Annotated in this window: 21 protein-coding genes; 16 read left to right on the top strand and 5 right to left on the bottom strand. The window is 36.5% G+C overall.

What is annotated here, in order from left to right:
- Positions 1-87 precede the first annotated feature (87 nt).
- From IA57_RS10465 to IA57_RS10520, 12 genes are all read left to right on the top strand, one after another.
- Positions 88-3,789: an efflux RND transporter permease subunit gene (locus IA57_RS10465; RefSeq protein WP_036122973.1), complete on the top strand. Its 3,702-nt coding sequence runs from the start codon at positions 88-90 to the stop codon at positions 3,787-3,789.
- Positions 3,786-5,021 (top strand): TolC family protein, encoded by a 1,236-nt coding sequence (locus IA57_RS10470; protein WP_036122977.1) that lies wholly within the window; start codon positions 3,786-3,788, stop codon positions 5,019-5,021. The genes IA57_RS10465 and IA57_RS10470 overlap by 4 nt, the downstream gene beginning before the upstream one ends.
- A gap of 3 nt (positions 5,022-5,024) precedes the next feature.
- On the top strand, positions 5,025-7,298 hold the full coding sequence (locus tag IA57_RS10475; RefSeq protein WP_036122979.1) for a multicopper oxidase domain-containing protein: 2,274 nt from the start codon (positions 5,025-5,027) through the stop codon (positions 7,296-7,298).
- 14 nt (positions 7,299-7,312) lie between these two features.
- Positions 7,313-9,808 (top strand): heavy metal translocating P-type ATPase, encoded by a 2,496-nt coding sequence (locus tag IA57_RS10480; protein WP_036122980.1) that lies wholly within the window; start codon positions 7,313-7,315, stop codon positions 9,806-9,808.
- A 4-nt stretch (positions 9,809-9,812) separates the two neighbouring features.
- Positions 9,813-10,604, top strand: a complete 792-nt coding sequence (locus IA57_RS10485; protein WP_027879802.1) for a cation transporter — start codon at positions 9,813-9,815, stop codon at positions 10,602-10,604.
- 26 nt (positions 10,605-10,630) lie between these two features.
- Positions 10,631-11,113: a DUF305 domain-containing protein gene (locus tag IA57_RS10490; RefSeq protein ID WP_036122983.1), complete on the top strand. Its 483-nt coding sequence runs from the start codon at positions 10,631-10,633 to the stop codon at positions 11,111-11,113.
- Positions 11,103-12,881, top strand: a complete 1,779-nt coding sequence (locus IA57_RS10495) for an efflux RND transporter periplasmic adaptor subunit (protein ID WP_036122985.1) — start codon at positions 11,103-11,105, stop codon at positions 12,879-12,881. The genes IA57_RS10490 and IA57_RS10495 overlap by 11 nt, the downstream gene beginning before the upstream one ends.
- Positions 12,882-12,913: 32 nt before the next feature.
- Complete coding sequence (locus tag IA57_RS10500) at positions 12,914-13,408, top strand: heavy-metal-associated domain-containing protein (protein WP_051881039.1); 495 nt, start codon at positions 12,914-12,916, stop codon at positions 13,406-13,408.
- Between the two features lie 1,008 nt (positions 13,409-14,416).
- Positions 14,417-14,959: a DUF6943 family protein gene (locus IA57_RS10505; RefSeq protein ID WP_229730288.1), complete on the top strand. Its 543-nt coding sequence runs from the start codon at positions 14,417-14,419 to the stop codon at positions 14,957-14,959.
- A 125-nt stretch (positions 14,960-15,084) separates the two neighbouring features.
- A complete protein-coding gene (locus IA57_RS10510; protein WP_036122988.1) occupies positions 15,085-15,726 on the top strand; it encodes a DUF6266 family protein in 642 nt (213 codons plus the stop codon).
- A gap of 482 nt (positions 15,727-16,208) precedes the next feature.
- Positions 16,209-16,667: a mobile mystery protein A gene (locus tag IA57_RS10515; protein ID WP_036122991.1), complete on the top strand. Its 459-nt coding sequence runs from the start codon at positions 16,209-16,211 to the stop codon at positions 16,665-16,667.
- Positions 16,658-17,329 (top strand): mobile mystery protein B, encoded by a 672-nt coding sequence (locus IA57_RS10520; protein WP_084176751.1) that lies wholly within the window; start codon positions 16,658-16,660, stop codon positions 17,327-17,329. The genes IA57_RS10515 and IA57_RS10520 overlap by 10 nt, the downstream gene beginning before the upstream one ends.
- A gap of 49 nt (positions 17,330-17,378) precedes the next feature.
- Here IA57_RS10520 and ygiD read toward each other — a convergent pair whose 3' ends face one another.
- Positions 17,379-18,203 carry a 4,5-DOPA-extradiol-dioxygenase gene (gene ygiD / locus IA57_RS10525; protein ID WP_036123378.1) on the bottom strand — a complete coding sequence of 275 codons (825 nt, stop codon included), beginning with the start codon at positions 18,201-18,203 and terminating at the stop codon, positions 17,379-17,381.
- 90 nt (positions 18,204-18,293) lie between these two features.
- Positions 18,294-18,875, bottom strand: a complete 582-nt coding sequence (locus IA57_RS10530; protein WP_036122995.1) for a DUF417 family protein — start codon at positions 18,873-18,875, stop codon at positions 18,294-18,296.
- Between the two features lie 487 nt (positions 18,876-19,362).
- Between IA57_RS10530 and IA57_RS10535 the strand changes: the two genes are divergently transcribed.
- From IA57_RS10535 to IA57_RS10550, 4 genes are all read left to right on the top strand, one after another.
- Complete coding sequence (locus IA57_RS10535) at positions 19,363-19,746, top strand: GreA/GreB family elongation factor (protein ID WP_036122998.1); 384 nt, start codon at positions 19,363-19,365, stop codon at positions 19,744-19,746.
- 223 nt (positions 19,747-19,969) lie between these two features.
- Positions 19,970-20,752, top strand: coding sequence for an MlaE family ABC transporter permease (locus IA57_RS10540; protein WP_036123381.1), 783 nt, complete (start codon positions 19,970-19,972; stop codon positions 20,750-20,752).
- Positions 20,749-21,510 carry an ABC transporter ATP-binding protein gene (locus IA57_RS10545; RefSeq protein WP_051881040.1) on the top strand — a complete coding sequence of 254 codons (762 nt, stop codon included), beginning with the start codon at positions 20,749-20,751 and terminating at the stop codon, positions 21,508-21,510. Before IA57_RS10540 ends, IA57_RS10545 begins: the two co-directional genes overlap by 4 nt.
- A gap of 38 nt (positions 21,511-21,548) precedes the next feature.
- Positions 21,549-22,529 carry an MlaD family protein gene (locus IA57_RS10550; protein ID WP_036123001.1) on the top strand — a complete coding sequence of 327 codons (981 nt, stop codon included), beginning with the start codon at positions 21,549-21,551 and terminating at the stop codon, positions 22,527-22,529.
- A 36-nt stretch (positions 22,530-22,565) separates the two neighbouring features.
- Here IA57_RS10550 and IA57_RS10555 read toward each other — a convergent pair whose 3' ends face one another.
- The 3 genes from IA57_RS10555 to IA57_RS10565 form a co-directional block, all read right to left on the bottom strand.
- Positions 22,566-23,021 carry a pyridoxamine 5'-phosphate oxidase family protein gene (locus tag IA57_RS10555; RefSeq protein ID WP_036123003.1) on the bottom strand — a complete coding sequence of 152 codons (456 nt, stop codon included), beginning with the start codon at positions 23,019-23,021 and terminating at the stop codon, positions 22,566-22,568.
- An 11-nt stretch (positions 23,022-23,032) separates the two neighbouring features.
- On the bottom strand, positions 23,033-23,548 hold the full coding sequence (locus IA57_RS10560; RefSeq protein ID WP_036123006.1) for a hypothetical protein: 516 nt from the start codon (positions 23,546-23,548) through the stop codon (positions 23,033-23,035).
- A gap of 83 nt (positions 23,549-23,631) precedes the next feature.
- Positions 23,632-24,753: an ABC transporter permease gene (locus tag IA57_RS10565; RefSeq protein ID WP_036123009.1), complete on the bottom strand. Its 1,122-nt coding sequence runs from the start codon at positions 24,751-24,753 to the stop codon at positions 23,632-23,634.
- Position 24,754 lies beyond the last annotated feature (1 nt).

Below are 24,754 nucleotides of genomic sequence, written 5' to 3' on the forward strand. Positions count from 1 at the left end.
TTATCCTATGACTGCAATGTCGTAAGGATAATTTACTGTATTCGGTGTTTTTACAACACTATTGTCTAATTGTTTAAAATCAATCATATGCTAAATAAAAGCATCAAATTTTTAATAGAAAACAAACTCGTTGCAGTTTTACTACTTGTCCTTTTTATTGGATGGGGAACTGTTAATGCACCTTTTAATTGGGATACAGGATTTTTGCCAAGTAACCCTGTAGCAGTAGATGCTATTCCCGATATAGGTGAAAATCAACAAATCGTATTTACCAAGTGGGATGGTCGTTCCCCACAAGATATAGAAGACCAAATAACCTATCCATTAACCACATCATTATTGGGTATTCCTGGAGTGAAAACCATTCGTAGTTCCTCTATGTTTGGGTTTTCAAGCATCTATATCATTTTTGAAGAGGATATAGAATTTTACTGGAGCAGAAGTCGTATTCTCGAAAAACTTAATTCCTTACCAAGTGGTTTATTACCCGAAGGTGTTAATCCAGCGTTAGGTCCAGATGCCACAGGATTAGGACAAATATTTTGGTACACACTTGAAGGTCGTGATGAGAACGGTAATGTAACAGGTGGTTGGGATTTACACGAATTACGTAGTATTCAAGATTACTATGTTAAATATGCCTTGTCCTCTGCAAGCGGTGTTTCTGAAGTTGCATCAATTGGTGGTTATGTTCAAGAGTACCAAGTGGATGTAAACCCAGAACTAATGCGTCAATATAACATTGGGTTACATCATATTGTTAAAGCTGTAAAAGAAAGTAATAAGGATATTGGCGCACAAACCTTGGAAATTAACCAAGCTGAATATTTAGTTCGTGGTTTGGGGTATGTAAAATCCATTGCAGATATTGAAAATGCTGTAGTTGATTCTGAAAATTTCACTTCAATAAAAATTAAAGACATTGGAAAAGTTTCATTAGGTCCAGCAACAAGACGAGGTTTATTGGATAAAGAAGGTGCTGAAGTTGTTGGTGCTGTTGTGGTGGCTCGTTATGGAGCAAACCCAATGGAAGTCATTAATAACGTAAAGGAAAAAATTAATGAATTAAGTGCAGGATTACCTTCAAAAGTTTTGGCAGATGGAAGAACATCACAAGTTACCATAGTGCCTTTTTATGACAGAACAGAATTGATACAAGAAACTTTAGGTACACTCAATGAAGCCTTAACTCTTGAAATATTGATTACCATTTTGGTTATAATCATTATGGTGTTTAATCTTCGAGCTTCTGTCTTGATTTCAGGATTATTACCAGTTGCAGTCTTAATGGTATTTATTGCGATGAAACTCTTTGGCGTCGATGCTAATATTGTCGCATTATCTGGTATTGCAATTGCTATCGGAACAATGGTCGATGTTGGTGTTATACTATCAGAAAATATCATTCGGCATTTAGATGAAGATGATGGAACACAATCCATTAATACAGTAGTTTACAACGCAACAGCCGAAGTTTCTGGTGCAATCGTAACCGCAGTAATGACTACAATTATAAGTTTCATTCCTGTATTTACAATGATTGGCGCTGAAGGTAAATTGTTCAGACCATTAGCATTCACAAAAACCTTTGCATTAACAGCATCCATTATTGTAGCATTATTTTTAATTCCGCCTTTCGCTGCATTCTTATTCAGAAAAAAATCCATTAAAAACACTTTTAAATATGTTTTAAATAGCATTTTAATAGCATTAGGTATCGCAGCAATAATATATGGATATTGGTTAGGATTGATATTGATAGCTTTTGGTATCACAGCATTGTTAAGTACTCAAAATAAAATAACAGAAAAACAATCCAACTTAATTAATATCATAATATGTACAACTGCAATAGTATTTCTGTTAGCGGAATATTGGAGACCTTTAGGAGTTGATAAAAGTATCTTCTGGAACCTCATCTTTGTTGGTGTCATTTGCTTTGGCTTATTGGGTGTTTTCTCATTATTTATAAAATACTACACACGTATTTTAAGGTGGTGTTTAGATAATAAGTTATTGTTTTTATCTGTACCAACGGCTATTGTAATTGCAGGTTTTTTCATTATGAAAAATACAGGCAAAGAGTTTATGCCCTCATTAAATGAAGGCTCATTTCTACTAATGCCAACCTCGATGCCTCATTCTGGCGTGGAAGAAAATAAACGTGTTTTACAGCAATTGGATATGGCAGTAGCCAGTATTCCAGAGATTGAAACCGTAGTTGGTAAAGCAGGTAGAACAGAATCAGCGTTAGACCCAGCACCTTTGTCGATGTATGAAAATATCATTCAGTATAAACCAGAATATATGCTGAATGAAAACGGAGTACGCCAACGCTATAAAGTCAATGATGATGGTGAATATGTGTTAAAAAACGGAATGTCATTGCGAGCGGAACAGCGTGAAGCGTGGCAATCTCTTAAAGCAAAAGAACAACTCATTCCAGACAATAATGGCGAGTTCTACCGTAATTGGCGACCAGAAATACAGTCACCGGACGATATTTGGAATGAAATTGTAAAAGTTACCAAATTGCCAGGCGTAACCTCTGCACCAAAGCTACAACCTATTGAAACCCGATTGGTAATGCTTCAAACAGGAATGAGAGCACCTATGGGAATTAAAGTAAAAGGTCAAGACTTAAAGCAGATTGAAGCGTTTGGTGTGCAATTAGAAAACATCATCAAGGAAGCTGAAGGTGTTAAAAAAGAAGCTGTTTTTGCAGACCGTATTGTTGGTAAACCCTATTTGTTAATTGATATTGATAGAGAGAAAATTGCACGTTATGGCATTTCGATACAAGATGTTCAAGATGTATTAAAAGTAGCAGTTGGTGGTATGGTCTTAACCCAAACGGTAGAAGGTCGAGAGCGATATGGTGTACGAGTACGATACCCAAGAGAATTACGAGCAAACCCAACAGACTTACAACAGATTTATGTGCCAGTTGAAAAAGGAAGTCCTGTGCCTTTAAGCGAATTGGCAACTATAAGTTACGAACAAGGTCCACAGGTCATTAAAAGTGAAGATACCTTTTTAGTTGGCTATGTATTGTTCGATAAACTAGATGGTTTTGCCGAAGTCAATGTAGTTGAAAGCGCACAAGCTCTAATTCAGCAAAAGATAGATAGTGGCGAATTAGTAGTGCCAAAAGGTATTAACTACCAATTTACAGGAACATACGAAAATCAGTTGCGAGCCGAAAAAACCTTGTCGGTTGTTGTGCCTTTAGCATTAGCAATTATTTTCTTAATTCTGTATTTCCAATTCCGTTCTGTAGGTACGTCATTAATGGTATTTACAGGTATTGCAGTAGCATTTGCAGGTGGTTTTATTATGATTTGGTTGTATGGTCAAGGATGGTTTTTAAACTTTAATTTCTTTGGCGAAAATCTACGTGATTTATTCCAAATACACCCAATTAATTTAAGTGTTGCAGTCTGGGTAGGGTTTATTGCACTATTCGGAATTGCAACCGATGATGGTGTAGTTATGGCAACCTATTTAACTCAAACATTCGGTAGAAATACACCGGATAATAAAAAGGAAGTAAGAGCATCTGTTGTAGAAGCAGGAGAAAAACGTATCAGACCTTGTTTAATGACTACAGCTACGACCATTTTAGCATTATTACCAGTATTAACATCTACAGGAAGAGGTAGTGATATTATGATACCTATGGCAATACCAAGTTTTGGTGGAATGCTTATAGCCTTAATCACTTTGTTTGTTGTACCAGTATTGTATAGCTGGAAAGCAGAAGTTCAACTTAAAAGAACATCAAAATGAAATATAAATCAATACAAATAAAAATCGTCTTGGCTCTTGGCTCTTGTTTCTTGAGTCTTTTTGCGAATGCTCAACAATTAGAAATACTTATCGATGAAGCCTTAACAAACAATCCAGAAATTCAAAAGTTTGAGTTACAATACAAAAGAGCTTCCGAAAAGGTAAACGAGGTCAACACCATTCCTAATACCGAATTTGGTGTTGGTTATTTTGTGAGTGAGCCAGAAACACGAACAGGTGCACAACGCTTTAAAGTATCTGCTAAACAAATGTTACCGTGGTTTGGGACTATTACTTCGAGAGAAAATTACGTGAGTTCATTGGCAGATGCTAAATACGAAGACATTGTCATCGCAAAGCGAAAACTAATGGCTTCGGTATCACAATCCTATTATAATCTATACGCTAACAAAGCAAAGCAAGAGGTTTTAACTGAAAACATCAAACTATTAGAAACTTATGAAACGTTGGCATTAACTTCTGTAGAGGTTGGTAAAGCATCCGCAGTAGATGTGTTGCGATTGCAAATGCGTCAGAACGAAATGCAACAATTAAAAGACGTATTGCAACAACAATTTTTAGCAGAACAAACTAACTTCAATAATCTATTGAATAGAGGTAATGATGTTACCGTGAATGTGGTAGATAGTTTAATGATACCTTCTGAAGACTTTGATATTACTTTTGAAAAATTAGTATTACATCCTGAATTACTAAAATTTGATAAACTCTATCAATCCATAGAGCAATCAGAATTATTGAATCAAAAAGAAAGCAGTCCAATGATTGGTTTTGGATTAGATTATATCAATGTTGCTGAAAGACCAAATATGGATTTCAGCGATAACGGAAAGGATATTGTAATGCCAATGGTTTCGGTATCTATCCCAATTTTCAATAAGAAATATAAATCCCAAACCAAACAAAATGATTTGCAACAGCAGGAAATTACTGCTCAAAAACAGGAACGTTTAAATGCATTGGAAACGCTTTTAGACAAAGCGAATAACGAACGCATTTCTGCAAGAATAAGTTATGCTACCCAAACCAAAAACCTACAGCAAGCCAAAGATGCAGAAGACATTTTAATCAAAAGCTATGAAACAGGAACGATTGATTTTAATGATGTTTTGGATATTCAAGAGTTGCAGCTAAAGTTTCAAATGAACCAAATAGAATCTGTGAAGACCTACTATGTGCAAAGTACAATCATTAATTATTTAATTCAGTAAACAATGAAAACATTTAACACAATATTTCTCTTGTTTCTAACTTCAATGGCATTTGCCCAAGTTGGTACAAATGGTCAAGATAGAAAAGAAGAAGGCCGAAACATACAAGAGTATAACCTTACTATAGAAGAAAATGAAATAACTCTTTCAGGTGTAACCGCCAAAGGAATGACAATTAATGGTGGAATTCCAGGTCCTACATTAGAATTTAATGAAGGTGACCTCGCTATTATTAACGTAACTAATAAAATGGATGAAGAAACCTCTGTACATTGGCACGGTTTAATACTTCCTAATTTTTATGATGGTGTACCTTATTTAACTACGCCACCTATAAAACCAAACACTACATTTCAATATAGAATACCTATAAACCAATCTGGCACATATTGGTATCATTCCCACACGATGTTGCAAGAGCAAAAAGGAGTTTATGGCTCAATAGTCATTCATCCTAAAGAAAAGACCTTGGACTATGATAAGGATTTAGTCGTAGTCCTTTCAGATTGGACAAATGAAAAACCAATAAATGTACTGCGAAACCTTAAACGAGGAAATGAGTGGTATCAGGTTAAAAAAGGAACAGCGGTACCATTAAGCAGAGTTATAAAAGAAGATGCATTAGGCGCACAATTCAAATTTTGGCGCGATAGAATGGAAGGTGCAGATATTGCAGATATCTACTATCCTGCGTTTTTAGCCAATGGTAAAAAAGTTGCAGAATATCCAGAGTTTAAAGCAGGTGAAAAAGTACGACTACGTTTTATTAATGCATCTGCTTCATCTTATTATTGGCTGGATTTTGGTGGTGGTAACCCGATGATTGTAGCGAGTGATGGTGTGGATGTAACACCAAAATATAAAAACCGATTTCTTTTTGCAATTGCCGAAACCTATGATGTGATTGTAACCATTCCAGAAGGCACATTGGAAATTACCGCAACAGCACAAGATGGTTCTGGTAATATGTCCATTCGTTTAGGTAGCGGAAAACTGTATCCAGCAACAGTTATAGACAGACCAGATAAAGTAGCTATGATGAAGCAAATGGCAAAAATGGATATGAAGATGGGTGCACCTGCTTTAGTAGGAAATAAAAACAGTAACACACCAGAAGTCCTAATGCAGAAATATGGGATGAAGATGAATATGGATATGAAAGATGGACAGATGGAGAATGAAATGAATATGGAAATGAAAAAGGATGTGATGCCAATGAATCATAAGATGATGCAAAAGGACACCACTTCATTTAATTATGACACACGTAAAACCTATTTCAATTATGATTTTTTAAAGGCAAAAGAAAACACGACTTATAAGGCAGACATACCTGTAACCGACCTTTTACTTAATCTAACAGGTAATATGCAACGTTATGTTTGGAGTTTGAATGGCATACCACTTTCGGAAACAGACAAAATTAAAATTAAAGGTGGAGAGGTTACTAGAATTACTTTGAATAACCTAACAATGATGCATCATCCAATGCACTTACACGGACATTACTTTAGGGTCATCAATGAAAATGGCGAACGTTCCCCATTAAAACATACCGTCAATGTACCACCTATGCAAAAAGTGGTCATCGAATTTTATAACGAAGAATATGGTGATTGGTTCTTTCATTGTCACGTGTTATATCATATGATGGGTGGTATGGCAAGAGTATTTAGCTATGATACACCACGCGATGAAAGGATGAAACCTTATCCAGTTCAAAAACTAATTGATGAAACTGACCATTATTACTCTTGGGGAGCTGCACGTGTAGGTTCAAACTTTAATGAACTTTTATTGATGTCAAGCAACATTCGTAACGAATTTGGACTACGTGCCGAGTTTGATTATAACCAAAATGCCGAGATAGAAGTAAATTATAACAGATATCTCAATGATTGGGTACGTGTGTATGCAGGTGTAAATACTGAAACTTCTACACCAAATTCTTATGATACATTTAATACTGTAGGATTAGTTGGAGTTAAATATTTCACGCCTTACAGATTTAATGTGGATGTGAGTATGGACCATCAACTGCGCCCAAGAATACGTTTGGACAGAGAACTATTGATTTTTCCTAGAATTTTTCTCGAAGGAGAATACGAGTATAGAGCGGATTTTGGATGGGTCAATGATTTAGAAAACAACAATTCTTATGAAGGTGAAACTCAATGGTTAATTGGAGCATCGTACATCTTATCTCGAAATTTTTCAATTCAAGGGAATTATAACAACCGATATGGTTGGGGTGGTGGACTTTCAATTAGATTTTAAATAAAATTATAACAATGAAACACACATATCACATACACGGAATGACTTGCAACGGTTGTCGCAGTCACGTTGAGGAAACGCTCTCTAAAGTAGGAGGTGTTTCAAAAGCAACAGTCGATTTAGATAAGGCAGAAGCTAACATAGAAATGGAATCACATATTCCCATAGAAACATTTCAAGAAGCCTTAAAAAAAGATGGTGGTACATATAGCATTCATAAACAAGGTGAACACCATCAGCATTCAGAAGCTAAAAAGGAAAAGCAACCTAAAGGTACAGGCACATTTTATTGTCCTATGCATTGCGAAGGCGATAAAACTTATGATAAACCAGGCGATTGTCCTGTTTGCGGAATGGATTTGGTGGAAGAACAAAATCTATCAGCAACTTCAAAGGAACAATGGACGTGTCCGATGCATCCAGAAATTGTCAAAGACGAAGCAGGTTCGTGTCCTATTTGTGGGATGGATTTAGTGCCAATGGAAGCAGATAGTTCAGCAGAAGAAAAAACGTATAAAAAGCTATTAAAGAAATTTTGGATTGCCACAGCATTTACCTTGCCCATTTTCTTAATGGCTATGAGCGAAATGCTCAATAACAATCCGTTGTACGATATAATGGAACAGAAATATTGGAACTGGATTCAGTTTGCATTATCAATTCCAGTAGTGTTTTATGCCACTTGGATGTTCTTTGAACGTGCCTATAAAAGCATTAAGACTTGGAATCTCAATATGTTTACACTTATTGGGATTGGTGCAGGTGTGGCGTGGTCGTTTAGTGTTTTTGGTATGTTCTTTCCAGACGTATTTCCAAGTCAATTTAAAACAGAATCAGGTGCAGTTCACGTCTATTTTGAAGCAGCAACTGTGATTTTAACGTTAGTGCTTTTAGGTCAGTTGTTAGAAGCTCGTGCACATAGTAAAACCAATTCGGCAGTAAAAGAACTGTTGAAATTAGCACCTAATAAAGCCATAAAAATAGTAGATGGTGAAGAAGTTGAAGTCAGTATTGACGAGATAGAACTTAATGATATTCTAAAAGTGAAACCAGGAGATAAAATTCCTGTGGATGGTGTGATAACTGAAGGCGAAACAACTATTGATGAATCTATGATTACAGGCGAACCTATTCCTGTAAACAAATCTCAAGAAGATAAAGTAAGTAGCGGAACCATTAATGGGAATCAATCCTTTTTAATGAAAGCAGAAAAGGTAGGAAGTGACACTTTATTATCACAAATCATTCATATGGTTAATGATGCCAGTAGAAGTCGTGCACCTATTCAAAATTTAGCAGATAAAGTTTCAGGCTATTTTGTGCCAGTTGTAGTTCTTATTTCTATTATCACATTTATTGTATGGTCTATTTGGGGACCAGAACCAGTTTATGTGTATGCGTTTGTCAATGCAATTGCAGTACTAATCATTGCTTGTCCTTGTGCTTTAGGTTTAGCAACACCAATGTCTGTAATGGTTGGTGTGGGTAAAGGTGCTCAAAATGGTGTATTGATTAAAAATGCTGAAGCTCTTGAAAAAATGGATAAGGTAAATACGCTTATCGTTGACAAGACAGGAACAATTACCGAAGGAAAACCAACAGTTGAAACCGTTGGAGCTTTTAATGCTGCTTTAAGCGAAAAAGAAGTGTTACAATACATCGTTTCATTAAATACCAATAGCGAACATCCTTTGGCAGAAGCGACAGTTAAATATGGCAAAGAACACAACACAGAAATTTTAAAGTCCGAAGATTTTAGTGCAGTCACAGGAAAAGGTGTTGAAGCTAAAATTGATGGAAAAAATGTAGCATTAGGTAATCCTAAAATGATGGAATATGCTAAAGCGGATATTACTTCTAAAATGAAAGACGAAGCTAAATCTTACCAAGAACAGGGTAAAACAGTTTCTTATTTGTCAATAGATGAAACCGTAGTTGGATATGTAGTTATAGGCGATAAAATAAAAGAAACAAGTGCTAAAGCCATTAAAGCACTTCAAGATAAAGGCATTGATGTTATAATGCTTACAGGCGATAATCACGATACTGCAAAAGCAGTAGCATCAGAACTTAATCTCGCAGATTTTAAAGCCAGTATGCTACCAGAAGATAAACTCAAAGAAGTAGAGAAACTGCAAGAAAAAGGGAAAGTGGTTGCTATGGCAGGTGATGGTATTAATGATGCACCAGCATTGGCAAAAAGTGATGTAGGTATTGCAATGGGAACAGGAACAGATGTAGCGATAGAAAGTGCTATGATAACTTTAGTAAAAGGCGATTTACACGGTATTGTAAAAGCAAAAAATTTGAGTAATGCTGTAATGAAGAACATTAAGCAAAACCTATTTTTTGCACTTATCTACAACACTTTAGGTGTACCTATTGCAGCAGGTGTGTTGTTTCCATTCTTCGGAATACTACTCTCGCCAATGATAGCAGCTTTAGCAATGAGTTTTAGCTCGGTTTCGGTAATAGGTAACGCATTACGATTAAGAACAAAAAACATTTAATTATATGCAGAAAACAGTTTTCAAAATATCAAAAATGGATTGTCCTTCTGAAGAAAATCTAATTAAGATGAAGCTATCTGATATAGATGGTATCAAACAACTTGATTTTAATTTAGAAGAAAGAATCTTAACACTATATCATAATTCAAATGTAAATGAAATTGGTAATGCCTTAAATGAATTAAAATTAAATGAAAGTTTAATCAGTTCAGAAGATACAGACACAATTATTACTGAATCTACAAGGAGTCAATCCAAACTGTTGTGGACAGTTCTAATCATCAATTTTGCATTTTTTATTATCGAAATGAGTACAGGACTTATTTCAAAATCAATGGGATTAGTTGCTGATAGTTTAGATATGTTGGCAGATTCATTTGTTTACGGATTGAGTTTAATAGCGGTTGGTGGTACAGTTTTAAAAAAGAAACGGATTGCAAAATATGCAGGCTATTTTCAGATAACACTTGCAATTATCGGAATCGTTGAGGTAATACGTAGATTTTTAGGCTATGAAGCTTTACCTGTATTTTCAACAATGATTATAGTTTCAGTATTTGCTTTGATTGCAAATGGCATTTGCTTGTACCTCTTACAAAAATCTAAAAGTCAAGAAGCACATATGCGTGCCAGTATGATTTTTACCTCTAACGATATTATAATAAATCTTGGCGTAATTACAGCAGGCGTTTTAGTCAATTGGCTGCATTCTGGTATTCCAGATTTAATTATAGGAATCATTGTATTTGGATTGGTGATACAAGGTGCATTCAGGATATTAAAATTAAGTAAGTAAAAAGTTTAACTATAAAATCAAAAAATATGGAAAATTCAAAAGAACACTCAAACAAAGGAAATTACAAAACCTTCTTTATAATGTTGGCTTGCTCATTTGTAGCAATGTACATCACAATGTATTTAAACACCTATTCCATAGACCACGTATGGTTTAGTCTAACACGATTCTATATGACCTGTTTAGGAATTTCAACAATGGCAGTAATAATGTGGTTTTTTATGCGAAAAATGTATAATGATAAAAAGAAGAATATCGCAATACTCGCAAGTAGTTTCATTCTGTTTGTTGGTGCATTAGGGTTGGTAAGAACACAAGCACCCATTATTGGTGATGTCCTTTGGATGAAAGCAATGATACCACATCATTCTATCGCTATTTTAACAAGTGAGAGAGCAGATATTCAAGACCCAGAAGTTAAAAAATTAGCAGAAGACATTATAAAAGCACAACGTAAAGAAATAGAAGAAATGAAAGCAATGATAAAACGATTAGAGAATGAAAAATAATAAAATAGTCATATATATTGGCATACTCGTAGTAGGTGTGTTATTGGGTTGGTTGCTTTTTGGTGGCTCGACAAATGAAGAAATAGACCATAATCACGATGCGGTTGCAGCAACCAATCAAATGTGGACGTGTTCTATGCATCCACAGATTATGCAACCAGAGCCAGGCGACTGCCCCATTTGTGGTATGGATTTAATTCCTGCGGAAAGCGGAAGTGATGGCTTAATGGCAGACCAATTTAAACTAACAGAAAATGCGATGGCATTAGCCAATATTCAAACAACTGTTGTAGGCAAGGGAAATGTTGAAGGCAACACCATAAAGTTATCTGGTAAAATTGCTGAAAACGAAGAAGCCAATGCAGTACAGGTAAGTTATTTCGCTGGAAGAATTGAACGTTTGAATGTGAGTTTTACAGGCGAAGAAGTTCGTAAAGGTCAATTATTGGCAACCATTTATTCGCCAGAACTCTATGCAGCACAACAAGAATTAATTACAGCAGCATCTTTAAAAGAATCACAACCTGCTTTATACAAAGCAGTCCGTAATAAATTGAAATTATGGAAGCTCTCTGAAAATCAAATCAACCAGATTGAAGAAACAGGAAAAGTAAAAGAAAACTTTCCTGTTTGTGCAACCGTTTCGGGTACTGTTACAGAAAAATTGGTAGAGCAAGGCGATTACATCAAACAAGGACAACCCTTATTAAAAATTGCCAATCTCAACACAGTTTGGGGAAATTTTGATGTGTATGAAAATCAGATTGACCGCTTTAAAAAAGGACAGGAAGTGATGATTACAACCAACGCTTATCCTAATAAAGAGTTTAAAGGTAAAGTTGATTTCATTGACCCAGTTTTAAACACGAAAACAAGAACTGTAACCTTACGTGTTGTTTTAAGCAATAAGGACGATGTATTTAAACCAGGAATGTTTGTAACCGCAAATATTGAAGGCAGTACAGCTAAAAATGATGAAGTATTATCAATTCCTGCATCTTCTGTATTATGGACAGGTGAACGTTCTGTGGTGTACCTTAAAACAAATCCAGACCAACCTATTTTTGAAATGCGTGAAATTAAATTAGGCAATCAAATTGGTAATGAATATGAAGTTGTAGAAGGTTTATTTGTTGGAAATGAAATAGTGACTAACGGAACATTTACGGTTGATGCAGCTGCACAATTACAAGGCAAAAAATCTATGATGAATAAAGATGGTGGTAAAGTAATGACTGGACACGAAGGTCATTTAGGTATGGATAACAATGCATCTAACAAAGAAAGTGACCACACTAATATGAATGAGCGTTTGGAAGTATCAGAGAAATTTCAACAACAGTTAAATAGTGTTTACAATGCGTATATCAATTTAAAAGATGCTTTAGTAAAAGAAGATTCAATAAGTACTTCAGCAAACGCAACAACTTTATTAAATAAATTGAACAAAGTAGATATGAAATTGTTGTCAGATAATAAGGCGCATAACCATTGGATGTCATTAGAAGGCGAAATAAAATCTTCTGCAACTTCAATTTCTGAAACGTCCGATATAAAATCACAAAGAGACCATTTTAAACATTTATCATCACATCTAATCAATGCTGTACAACTATTTGGTATCAATGAAAAGGTCTATGTAGAATTTTGTCCAATGGCAGATAACAATAATGGTGCTTATTGGTTAAGCAAAGAAGAAAAAGTAATCAATCCATATTTTGGCGAAGCAATGCTAACCTGTGGTGAAGTAAAACAAGTAATAGAATAATAAATCAAGTAATAACAATTAAATTTTAAACAATGAATTTTTCAAAGAAAAATCACGAACACAAAAACAAAAATGTAATCGACGTGAGTAAAAAAGTAATTTTAAGTGTAGCTGTAATAGCAGCATTAGGTTTAACAAGTTGTAAAAACGAAACCAAAAAAGAAACAGAAACCACAACTACTGAAATGTCAAAAGATATGGCAATGACAGACCTGTCTTTTGGTGTAAGAGGAAATTGCGGAATGTGTAAAAACACTATCGAAAAAGCAGCTAACGGTGTTGAAGGAGTTGCAAGTGCTAATTGGGATGTCGATAAAAAGAAGATTGATGTGTCTTTTGATGATACAAAAACCGATGCAATGGCAATCCATAAAGCAATCGCAGCTTCAGGATATGATACCGAAAAAGTAGCAGGTGATGAAGAAGCATATGATGGTTTACCAGGTTGTTGTAAATACGACCACGAAATGATGATGAATCAATCTGGTGAAGAAGAAAGTGATGACCATTCAAATCACGACCATTAAGCAATAATGAAAGAGTCTTTTTCGGAAGGCTCTTTTTTATTCCCCACAACCCAAAACCCAGTTTTTTCGCTTGCCTTGTCTTGAGCCTGACGAAAGCTCAAAATCCTCTGTCTTTTGTGTTGTTCCGCTCACCAAACAAGTTTAGCGTTTTTTTCGTCTTTAAGGTAATAGCATATTACAGCTTTGGTTTTCATAAAATCAAACCAAACTGCAAAAAGCTATTCTGTTATTATTTTATCATAAAACCCTAAACTCACCCAAGCTATGTTACATAATACAAGTTATAGTAGCAAACGGCACTTTTCAAAGGTTTGCTATCGCAGTATTAATGCATTTTGTAGCTATAACTGGTATTATGTAAAATATCCGCTATTCCAACGCGCACTTCCGTACATTAAACCACATTTTGAACTAACATTAAACATTTGAACATTTTAAGGTTTCCGTTAATTGATAATAATATTCGTTACCTCATTCAAGCTGCACAAAACCATCGTTAAGTCCAAGTATTCCTTACCTCAAGTCTTTGTTTGTTTCATTTCGTTAACAAATATAAAAGTCCACTTTTCCCCACCACCCAAGTCAGCGGTTATAAAAAAATAGGTTTATAAAGTGTAGTAATACCCCATAGCATATTGCTTTTTCTCGTGCCTCAAAAAAAGCAATTAGCTATTGTCTAAAAGTCCTGTATAAGTAGCTTGTTTAAATGCTGTTTTATCAAACAACTATTTAAAACGCTACCCATACAAACGCTTCATCCAACACTTAATAACAAAATGCAACCTATTTTTTTAAGTGTTAATTCCCCAGAAAAGTTAAAGGCAATTTCAATCAAGTTTAAACCAATTTGAAATATTAAAATAAAAAAAGATGGCAAATATATGTGGCTACCTCTGCCAACCGCACAAGGCTATAAAGGTCAAGCCCTACGGGTTTTGAATAAAACTTTTTTCAATACCTTTTTTTTTTGATTTAGTCATTCAATAAAAAAACTTTTATCCAAAAACCTTGACAGCCTTACCCACGCCACAACAACTATGGCTATCTTTTTTCTTTTCAAAAAAAAATAATGGCGCGAAGCGTAGCGAAGCAATTTTAAATTGGATAGCTATGTCAACTTTTGAACTAAAAACACACCAAGTCGGAAAAGCTTACTCAAACCCTCATTTTTTTATACTAAACAAAGGGCTAAACAGCGGAAAACCACTCTTAAAATCCTGTGCTAACTGTTTCGTTGTCACTACTACAACAGAAGAGGTAAAACACACACTTTTTAACTTATCTATGATGTTACAAATAGGCGGTTTTTACGCTTACCATTTAAAAGGAAGTGTTATTCCGTTTATTTCAATAGATGATTGCAGAAATACTCTAAAAAATAGTTTTATATCATTAATAAATAATGAATTTCAATTGCAAAAGCATATTAATATAGTGTCAGCGATTAGTAAAAAAGAAGCCGAACTTCAAAAAGTCATTTCAAAAATGGCAGATTTGAAAGTATCATACATTCAAAGTTTATTTTCTAAAATGCAAAAAGAAGCAATCTAAAGCAACAAAATCCATATCTAACGAATAGCATAAAACTTGCCATATATTCAGTCGGAAGGTACAACTTCGTGTTAAGTCCGTACCAAGTCCGAAGAAAATTATGTTTCATTAAAATTATTTATGTTATGGGTAAAATTGCTCAAGGTATTTTAGGAGGGCTTTCAGGTAAGGTTGGAAACGTTATCGGTGGAAGCTGGAAAGGAATTGATTACATTAGAATTAAACCTTCAAGTGTAGCCAATCCAAGAACTGTTGGTCAAGTAAACCAAAGAACCAAGTTTACTGCCACTTTAGAATTTTTACAGGCTGTAAAGCCTTTTATTAAGTTAGGTTATAAAGGGTTAGCTGTTAAGAAAACAGAATTTAATGCTGCGATGTCGTATGTGTTGAATAATGCGATTACAGGTACTGAACCTAACTTTGTTGTTGACTATCCGAACGCTTTAGTAAGTCGAGGAGGTTTATCTGGTGCGTTAAACCCAACGACTGATTTAGCAACTGCTGGAGAAGTTACCTTTGATTGGGATGATAACTCTGCTGAAGGTAATGCAAATGCTACTGACAAGTCAATGTTATTGATTTACAACCCCTCAAAAAAGGAATCTATTTCTTTACTTGATGGAGCCGACAGAACTGTTGGTTCTCAAATTGTTTCAATCCCAACAACTTATGCAGGAGATACGGTAGAGTTATTTATGGCGTTTATTACTGCTGATGGTAGTCAAGTATCAAACAGTATTTATTTAGGCTCTGGTACAGCTAATTAATGCTTGGTGTTTTTATTTGGAAACCGCTCTAATCGAGCGGTTTTTTTTGTGCTATATTAGTAGCTCAATTTATTGATGTTTACTCTTTATTTATTCTTTTTATGTATTTTTTGCACCCTATTTGTTGCCCAAATGCCTTAACGTCAATAGACATAAGGATAGTTAAATATTGTATCGGGAAGTAACTTTCTTTCTCTCTCTCTCTCTCTCTCTCTCTCTCTCTCTCTCTCTCTATTTGTTAATGGCTACATCACCAAATTTGTTGATGCAGGATTAATACATAAAGAAGCACATAATAGCTATTCAAATCCTGCAAAAGCATAAATAAGGAGCTTAAGGATTTAAGGTATTAAATACATTTTGTCAGTCTATAGCCTTATTTTTTGTTTAGTAACGTCAGCTTATAAACTGACTAAATATTTGTATATATCAGGTTAAAACCTTACGTTTGTATATGATATGTCAGTCTAAAGCCTTACATTATGAACAAGAAGCGATTACAATTGGAACAATTAGACCGAAAATTAAAAGGGTTTAATACAGCTGCTCAAGTAACACCACCACCAACAGGTTGGCTTAAAGCGGTAAGGGTGTCTTTAGGGATGTCTTTACAGCAGTTGGCAGATAAGTTGTCTATTACAAAGCAGAGTGTACAGGAGATTGAAAAAAGGGAAAAAGAAGGAAATATAACCCTCAAAACCTTAAAAGATACTGCCAGTGCGCTCGATATGCAATTGGTATATGGTTTCGTGCCTAAAGATGGTACGTTAGATGATTTAATAGAGCGAAAAGCCAAAGAATTGGCAATGCGCATTGTGTCAAGAACATCCAACACAATGAAACTGGAAGATCAAGAAAACTCTAAACAACGCATTAAAAAAGCGATTGAGGAGCGCACAACCATTATTAAAAACGAAATGCCAAAAATGCTATGGGATTAAACTTGGACTACATCGATGGGCAAACCCCAATTGATGAAGAAGAAAAAGAGGGCTTACTCATAGAAACCATATCCACTAAACGCGAATTGGACGAGTTCGAACAACTCAATATCGAAGAAGCCTTACAGTGGATATTTGGTAAAAAGTTCAAGCTACAACAAGTATTCACAGAGAAATTTATTTGCGATTTACATAAGCGCATGTATGGTAATGTATGGGCGTGGGCTGGTACGTTTAGAAAAACAGAAAAAAACATAGGGGTTAAGAGTTATCTAATCCCAATGCAGTTAAAAGAACTTTGTGATGATACGTTGTTTTGGATAGAGAACAAAACCTATCCACCAGAAGAAATTGCTATTCGTTTTAAACATAGGTTGGTAAGTATCCATTGTTTCCCTAATGGAAATGGGAGACATAGTAGATTGATGGCAGATGTTATTATCGAAAAACTATTTGGTAAAGAACCCTTCTCTTGGGGTGCAGCAAATCTCTCTAAAGATATCGATACACGTAAAGCGTATCTTAAAGCTGTAAAACAAGCCGATAATAACGAATACAAACCTTTATTGGAGTTTGCGGTTTCTTTAATTCCCCAATATCCTCAACTTCCTTATATCCTTACAATGTCATTGCCAACTGTCACATTAAGCCTGGCGAAATGAAACTCGCGGCAATCCCATCACTTAAAAGTTTACTCACATAGCTCATCCATTACCCGATTTTAACCGAGGTCATGGTAAGCGATCCCCCAACGGGTTTGTCGTTAAATAAGGTTGTTTCTTCATGCTCATCTTTCAACGCTAAAGTATAGAGTAGGGGCAAATAATGTTCGGGAGTTGGGATGGCCAAATCAAAGGCTTTTCCTTGCGATTTAAAATCGATTAAAGGTTGAAAATCCCCACTTAAAATATGGCTTTTCATTTTTTCGTTGGCTTCGGTAGCCCAATCAAAAGCAAATTCTTCGTTTAGCTTGTTCCAGGCCACCCTACGCAGGTTATGCACCATATTGCCACTTCCAATAATTAAAACGCCTTTATGGCGTAGGCTGTTTAGCTCTTGAGCCAATTCGTAATGATACTTTGCCGGTTTCGAATAATCAATGCTCATTTGTATGACCGGAATATCGGCATTGGGGTACAGGTGTTTTATAACGCTCCAAGCGCCGTGGTCAAGCCCCCATTTATCGTCCAATCCAACCTCTGTTTTGGTAATCATACTTTTGGTTTGTTGTGCCAATTCTGGGCTTCCCGGTGCAGGGTACTGAACATCGAATAAGGCTTGCGGAAAGCCTCCAAAATCGTGAATGGTTCTTGGGTGCTGCATGGCGGTAACAAAGGTCCCTTTAGTTTCCCAGTGGGCCGAAATACAAAGAATGGCATTTGGACGTACAAGTTCTTGCCCTAATTTTTTAAAAGTTGAAACAAATTCGTTTTCCTCAATGGCATTCATAGGACTGCCATGACCCAGAAAAAGCACAGGCATTTTTCCTGTACTTTTCATGGTTGCGGTCATTTTATTTAAATCTTTTAAAGTCATACTTGAACCTATTAGTGGCAATAGTGCCATTGATTTTAAGAATTGTTTTCTATCCATTTTATAGTAAGTAAAAGGCTTTGTTCGGGGCCTTTATAATTTACCTTGCCGGGCTTTAATGGTTTTAGCGCTTTCTGAAGCAACAACCAACCCTGCGCCCATCATAATAATGTCTTTAAGCACCAACCTGCCGGCTCCAGACAAGTAGGGGAAACCGTATTGTGGTGTGGGGAAATCGCCACCCAAATTAGGCACATAGACCTCGGGCGTTGTTATTAAAAAGGAGAGCGTAACCAACGACATACCAAAGGTAAGCAACCCGCCTATAAGCCCTATTTTAGCCGACCAAATCCCTAAAAGGGTTAATAGTCCTATGATTACGATAACAGTTCCCAAACCATAAGAAAAGATGTAAGTGCCATTTTCTTTATGCCAATCAATGTGTTTTTGTACTGTTTTGCCTTCAGGGTTTTTATATGCTTTGTATTCGGGGGCGTCTTTGCTGTAAAAAAACGACATCAGCGGACTGTTGGCCACAAAAGGAACAATGCCGTCGGCTTCATATTGAAAAGCTTTTAAGCCACCAATCCAGACCATGACAGTAAAAATAGCAAAACGGGTGAAATTAATCCATTGGGGTTGCATGTTAGCTAGTAGGGTGATAAGGTTTTTCATGTTTTTATAAGTTGTTTTCGTTTATACTATATCGGGGTTACAGTTTCTGCTGGTTTTAAGATGAAGCATCATAGCTGTAATTTTTTAAGGGATTATTAATGCAACAAAAACAATAAATATAGGCATTTCTTATGGATTTTAAGAGGTTTGTGATTATGATGTTAAGCCAAGCAGCAGCAGTAGGTTAAAGTACTGACAATTCTTTTGTTATTCCTTAAATATGCCGTACCTTTATGGGGTTGTAACGTAAATGATAATGGCACGACTATTTGCATTTAAAACGTATTTTGCGCATAGGGTTTTAGCTTTGCTGCGCCATCTTCACGACGACATATTTTTAAGAAGCTCGAAAGAGTTTCTTGCTTAAACCCTGCCAAACTCCTTAAGGCGGGGAACACATTTCGAATTCATTTAAGTCAAGCAGCATGGGTGTTTACTAGGCCCAAGCAAGTGCTTTATGTTTATTAGTCATTTAAATAGTACAATCATGGAAAAAAATATTATAGTTACCACAGGCATATACGATGTTATTAAAGATCACGTAAGAAGAAAAAAAGTTACCAAGGCCGAAGAAGATCGGTTGCTGGCAGAGCTTAAGAACGCCAAGCAAGTAAGAAGGCGAGAGCTTCCTGATACTGCCGTTACGGTTAACAGAAGGGTCACCATCCTAGACCATTCAAACCAAGAGAAAAAAGAATATATTTTTGTGCCAACCACTAGAGTAAAGCTCAAGAAAAACAAACATTCCATACTTTCAGATATGGCTTTGGCAACAGTAGGGTATTGCGTAGGCGATACCATTGAGTGGCCGTTTAGAACTGGAAAAAAGAAAATAGAGATTGTTAAAGTAGAACCTTTCGAGCAGCTTTAAGCGGTTTTGTCTTTTGTTTTAAAGCGCTTATGCAGGCTGTTAACGGCTTGTATAGGCGCTTTTTTTTAGACCATTAAGGGAAGGGTAAAGGCATTCTTGGTGGTAGGGCTGGGCAAAACAGGCTAAAAACAGAAGCCAAAACACCTAAAGTAAAGCGATAACGGCTTAAAAGTGTGGCCATTTTTAGCATTTTATGTATCTTTCTAATGGTTTAATTAAAGGTATGTTGGGACTTTATAATATAAAAGTGCAATTGAATGCTTTTTTAAAAGAAATAGGAGAACTCACTTATTTTACAGTACGCTTTTTTAGAGAGGTTTTTAAACGGCCTTTCGAGTTTAAGGAACTCTTGCGCCAATGTTACAATATGGGAAACCGTTCGTTGTTTCTAGTGGGCATAACAGGCTTTATTATAGGTTTGGTATTAACCTTGCAAACCCGGCCAACTCTGTTGGAATTTGGTGCGGTTTCATGGATGCCCTCTATGGTGGGCATCTCTATAGTAAGGGAAATAGGGCCAATAATAACGGCCTTGGTATGCGCAGGACGCATAGGCTCTGGAATTGGTGCCGAACTGGGCTCTATGCGGGTAACAGAACAAATAGAAGCCATGGAGGTTTCTGGTACCAACCCCTTTAAGTACTTGGTGGTAACACGGGTTTTGGCCGTTACCTTAATGTTGCCTTTGTTGGTAATTGTTGGCGATGCTATTGCGTTATTAGGGTCTTATTTGGTTGAAAACGTAAAGGGCAATGTGTCGTTTATGCTGTACCTTAACCAGGTGTTTAATGCCTTAGAATTTGGCGATATCATTCCGGCAACCATCAAAACCTTCTTTTTTGGTTTGGCCATAGGACTTGTTGGTTGCTTTAAAGGCTATTACTGTAAAAACGGAACAGCCGGTGTGGGTATTGCCGCAAATTCGGCTGTGGTGTTTTCGTCTTTACTGCTTTTTATCATCGATTTTATTGCCGTTTTCGTAACCGATATTTTTTATGACCTATGATGGCAGACCACAACATATCAAACAATAATATTGTTCTTGAAGTTAAAAACCTCTATAAGCGTTTTGGAGACAACCGCGTGCTTAACGGGTTTAACCTAAAGCTTTACCAAGGCGAAAATTTGGTTGTTATGGGGAAATCGGGCTCTGGGAAATCGGTCATGATAAAGTGCTTGGTGGGTTTAATGGAGGCCGATAGTGGTTCTATTTCGGTCATGCATCACGATATTACTAAATTAAACCAGCAGGCTTTAGATGTTTTAAGGGCCGATATTGGTTTTTTGTTTCAAGGAAGTGCGCTGTACGATTCTATGACAGTACGCGAAAACCTAGAATTTCCGTTACGGCGGCATAGCCGAAAAAATAAAGCCAAATTGGATACCGAGACGCAGGTTGTAGCGGCTTTGGAAAGTGTTGGACTTGCACATGCCATAGATTTAATGCCTGCCGAATTATCTGGCGGCATGAAACGGCGGGTGGCCTTAGCGCGCACATTAATCCTACAACCTAAAATTATTTTATACGACGAGCCTACAAGCGGTTTGGATCCCATTACGGCCAAAGAAATTATCATCTTAATGCAGGATGTGCAGAAAAAATACAAAACCTCATCGCTTATAATTACACACGATGTAGATTGTGCGCGAGTTATTTCAGATCGAATTTTATTGCTTATCGATGGGGTTGATTATGCCGTGGGAACATATAAAGCATTGTCAACATCAGAAGACCCCAAAATAAAAGCATTCTTTAAACAATAACGCCCTGCCTTTTTTTAACGGCTCATAAAAATAACATCATGAAAACCACCAATTCACAGAAAGTAAGATTAGGACTTTTCGTCATTATAGGCACCATTTTGTTTATCGCAGCGGTTTACCTTATTGGTCAGCGGCAGGATATGTTTAAAAAAACATTTACCATTAATGCTTTTTTTCAGAATGTAAACGGCCTGCAAAAAGGAAATAATGTGCGCTATTCTGGGATTGATATTGGTACGGTAAAAGAGATTAGCATGATTAACGATTCAACCATAAAAATAGACATGACTATTGATGAGAAAATCGTGAGCCATATTAAAAAAGATGCTATTGCCACTATTGGGTCGGATGGCTTGGTAGGAAACATGATTGTAAATATCGTACCTGGTAAAGGCGAGGCCGCTGTTATTACCAATGGCGATACAATAGCTTCTTACAATAAAATAGGGGCCGACGACATTTTAAGCACCCTAAGTGTGAGTTCGGAAAATGCTGCCATTTTAACGGCAGATTTGTTAAAAATTACCAATGCCATGACCGAAGGAAAAGGAACTCTGGGTATTTTGCTTAACGATACCATTATGGCCCAAGAATTGAAAGAATCCATAACCAACCTCAAAACAGCTAGTCGCGGTGCCTCGCACGCTATCGATGAATTGAACGTTATTATAACCAATCTAAAAACAAATGACGATACGGTTTTGGGCATGCTAATTAACGATTCGATTTCTGGAATGAAACTAAAAAACATTGTCCTAAATCTTGAAGCTTCAAGCACCGAGATAGAGCAGGTTTTGGGTAGTATAAATGCCGTGGTAGACGATTTTAGCTCCAGCCAAGGAGCCTATAACTATATTGTTAAGGACACCTCGTTGGTAAACAGCTTAAAATCGACTCTTAAAAATGTTAATGAAGGCACAGAGAAGTTTAACCAAAACATGGAAGCCTTAAAACACAACATCTTAACCCGGGGGTATTTTAAAAAACTAGAGCGGCAAGAAAAAAAGGAGGGCAAGTAAATGGCCTTGTGTTAAGCACTAGAGCCTGTTCCAGATTTAATCACGGCGCATTTTTCCTGTGATGTTGTTAATCTTTATAAGAAAAACCGAAGGGATGTTGTCCTGGTATGTTTTGCTGGAAAATTCCCTGATAAAATCTACTTTCCTGTGTTCTTTTTCTATAATAATGTCCTTAACCCCTAATGAAAACTTGTGCAGGTAAGCTTTTGCATCGCTGCCAAAATGTTGCTCGAAAGTGCCGTGAACGGCTATGGATTTCCAGCTGTTAACGGCTTCGATTTCATCGACCTGTAAGCATACGTCGGTATTCGTGCGCATGGCCTGCATTTTATGGCCATCTCCCGAATAGCAAATAATGGCCCGACTGGCTTTGTCGTAATAATACGTAATAGGAACCACAAAAGGGCTGTTGTTGTATACGTAGCCCAAATGGCCAATATAGTTGTTTTCCAAAATAAATTCGATTTCTTTTTCTTCTAGTGCTTTAAACATTTTGCCGGGTTTTAATTAAGTAAAGGGGCCAGTTTTTCAATAATTAAGCGAGATACAGTCGTGCTGTTTTCTAATCTAGATTCGCCCGTTAGGGCATCAATACCTTCCATTTTACTAGAGCCGTCTCCAGAGGTTGTTAAGATAACCATCTTATTTTTAAAAGCCGCAGACCGATTAAGAAATGTTTTAACCGCTGTTGGGGGCTTTTGGTATTCCCAGGCGTAAACTACTAAAATGGCCTCAAAATCTTCAGCAGCTATTTGCGGTAAGCCCAAAACATCTATAACGCTAATAAACACAGCATCTTGCTTGTAATGGGCAACAACATGTGCTGTTATGGCATTTTTAAAGGTACTGCCTTGGGTGGCAATGAGAAGCTTACTAGCCTGTGCTGGTGCGTTAACCTGAAAGGCTTCGACCTTGGCCATAGCGTGGGTATTCTTGTACCAAACGAACATTAAAACTCCTGTGCCTAAAACCGCCACCACAATAAAAAGGACGCTCTTTTTTGAAATTTTTAGCCTCATGATAATTTTTATATGAAGTTACTCCAAACCTTGGGGTTTTAAAATGATAAAAATCAGTTGGTAAAAGATGTGCTTTTGTGTGCTTATGTGGTTTTTTTATAGCTCCATACGGCCAGTCCGTTCATAATTATGGCATAAGCCAACGTTTTTAGGGCTTGAGGCAGCACATCGGTAAACCCAGAGCCCTTAAGCATGACCATACGTATAATTTCCACATAATACTTAATGGGGTTAAAGGCCGTAAGGGTTTGCGCCCATTTGGGCATGCTTTCGATAGGGGTAAACAAACCACTCATTAAAATAAAAATGACCATAAAAAACCAGGCGATAAACATGGCTTGTTGCTGGGTCTCCGTGAAGTTTGAGATAAATAAGCCTATCCCTAAAATTAGCAGCACATAAATGGCCGTATACGCATAAAGCAGCCCAAGGTTGCCTAGCATGGGGACATTAAAAATAACCTTGGCTAGCACAATGCCAATGGTTAACAGCCCCATGCCCAACACCCAAAACGGAAACAGTTTGCCAATAATAAAATGGCTTTTTCTTATGGGGGTTACATTAATTTGTTCTAGGGTGCCTATTTCCTTTTCCCTAACAATGTTCATCCCAGATAAAAATAACGTAATCATGGTTACCAAAAGCACCAAGATGCCAGGCACCATAAAGGTTTTGTAGTTTAGGGTTTCGTTGTACCAAAATAAGGGGATGCTCTCAATACGGTGGATTTTTTCAAGGGCATCTCTGGGTTGACTTAATTGCGGAGTAATGTGTTTGTTGTACTGCTGTATAATTTGTGAAACATAAACATTTATAACCCCGGCAGCGGCACCATCTATAGCATCAATAAACACCCCTAGTTGCGCCTGTTGGTGTTTTTGTAAATCCTGTTCAAAACGTGTAGGCAGGGTTAAATAAACATCTACAAGCCCTTTTTGCATGGCGTTAGAAGCCTCGTTTTCTGAAGCAAAACGGTGGGCAACGTTAAAATAGTTAGACGCTTCAAACTTTTCAATAAGCCCTCTGGAGGTACTGGTATTGTTGGCGTCGACATAACCAAACGTGATGTTTTGTATGTCGTAGGTCGCGGCATTAGATAAAATGACCAGCTGCAGAATGGGCAAAATAAAAATAATGGGAAGCATGCCTTTATTTCTAAAGATTTGCTTGAATTCCTTTTTTATAATGTGCTTTATAATGGTCATA

Origin of the sequence: Mangrovimonas yunxiaonensis, assembly GCF_000733475.1 — a bacterium.
In the GTDB taxonomy this organism is placed as follows: domain Bacteria; phylum Bacteroidota; class Bacteroidia; order Flavobacteriales; family Flavobacteriaceae; genus Mangrovimonas; species Mangrovimonas yunxiaonensis.